Source organism: Paracoccus sp. (in: a-proteobacteria) (assembly GCF_047973135.1).
In the GTDB taxonomy this organism is placed as follows: Bacteria; Pseudomonadota; Alphaproteobacteria; order Rhodobacterales; family Rhodobacteraceae; genus Paracoccus.
Window position 1 is genome coordinate 1 of sequence record NZ_JBKEBL010000208.1, and the last position, 1581, is coordinate 1581.

A 1581-nucleotide genomic window follows, 5' to 3' on the forward strand; every position below is an offset into this window, starting at 1 on the left:
CTGTCCTTGATCGCATCCCAGACCTGTTCCAGACGCGCTTTGTCCTGCGTGACAGTGAAATCCAGCAACTGCTACAACGTCATGCCATCCTCGGCATAGACCTCCAGCAATGAGGGCGCGACCGAAGCCAGACGCAGGCGCTGCTTGACCACCTTGGGGTCAACGAATACGGCCGCGGCGAGCTCCTCCTCGCCCATGCCCTTGTCGCGCAGGGTCTGGAAGGCGCGGAACTGAACGAGCGGATGCAGCGGCGCCCGTTCGATATTCTCGGCGAGCGAGACCTCGTCGATCAGCACATCGCCCGCCTCCGAGACCACACAGGGCACCGGCGCGGTCTTGTTCAGACGCTTCTGATTGACCAGCAGTTCCAGCGCCCGGAATCGCCGACCGCCGGCGGGCACCTCGAAAAACCCGGTCTCCTTGCCTTCGGCGTCCAGCACGTGCCGAACATGCAGCGACTGGATCAGCCCGCGACGGGCGATGGAATCGGCCAGTTCCTCGACCGAGATCCCGGCCTTGATGCGCCGGACATTGGACTGGCTCAGCACCAGCTTGTTGAAGGGAATATCGCGCGCGGACGCGAGGGTGATTTTCTGAATGGCAGTGGCCATGGGATTGCTCCGCGACGGGCGCCGAAAGCCTCTCTCTCGGCAACCAACCCGTCACGACGCACAGCGCCGCCCTCTTCCTCGAAAGAGAGCGGCGCTGGATCACGGGGCAACGATTGAAGATCAGACCCTCCCGTCTTCTTCATCGGAAGGTCTTTGACCGGCGCGGGCGTAGAGCAACTGCTCAGCGCCCCGGATGCTGCCGGTTTTCCGTGCGGCCTCGGCCCAGATCGAGATCGGCAGGTCGCTGGTGAAATGCAGATCGCGCTCGATCCCCATGCCGAAGGGCAAGCGAATGGACCGCAACTCGCCAAAGGACCAGGAACCCAATTCGGGATAGCCGAGATCGGCAAGGCCGAACATGATATCGCCGTCCACATCAAGTTCTGTGACCAGCCAGACGCCCGCACCGAAGGGGTTGAAGAATTTCACCAACGGGGCGTGATCGGCGTCAGGTTCCCGGCCATTGGCGAGAAGACGGTCACGGTGTTGGGATGTCAGGAGGATCATGCCGCAGCCCTCCCATCCGTAGCTGCGCTATCCGCCTCGGGCAGATGCGCCAGCAGCCAATCCGCCGCCTTGCTGGCCTGCGACGCGGCGCGGATGATGGCGCGGTTGTCCTCTCGAAGGCATTCCAGCCAGGACCCAATGTAATCCGCATGGCGGACGGTCGGCACGATGCCGAGCGAGGCGCAGCAGAAGGCGGCGATCAGTTCGGCTGTGATTTCTTCCACCGAATAAAGCTTTGAGCCGAAAGAACCAGACAGGTTGCGACCCAGCCGATGGGCTGCGCCGCTTGCGTGACCAAGTTCATGCAGCGCTGTTCTGTGCCAGTTGATCGGCTCGAAATAGGCCTGCGGCGGTGGCACCTGCACATAGTCATGAGCAGGAACATAGAAAGCCCTATTACCGCCGATGCGGAAATCGATGCCGGTGGCTTTGATAAGCGCCTCGACCTGCGGCTCGATCATGC

General features: G+C 62.2%; 2 protein-coding genes and 1 pseudogene. All 3 read right to left on the reverse strand.

Annotated features, from left to right (window positions below):
- Positions 1-611: pseudogene (locus ACK5L9_RS16135) on the reverse strand (ParB/RepB/Spo0J family partition protein); the annotation flags it as partial.
- A gap of 120 nt (positions 612-731) precedes the next feature.
- On the reverse strand, positions 732-1118 hold the full coding sequence (locus ACK5L9_RS16140) for a DUF2958 domain-containing protein (RefSeq protein WP_416912488.1): 387 nt from the start codon (positions 1116-1118) through the stop codon (positions 732-734).
- Positions 1115-1581, reverse strand: a 467-nt coding sequence (locus tag ACK5L9_RS16145) for an ArdC family protein (RefSeq protein WP_416912489.1), incomplete at its 5' end; no start/stop codon positions are given. The genes ACK5L9_RS16145 and ACK5L9_RS16140, both read right to left, overlap by 4 nt.

Bases quoted from the DNA above. Each gene is read 5' to 3' on its own strand.
- ACK5L9_RS16140 (WP_416912488.1), bottom strand. From the start codon at position 1,118: ATGATCCTCCTGACATCCCAACACCGTGACCGTCTTCTCGCCAATGGC.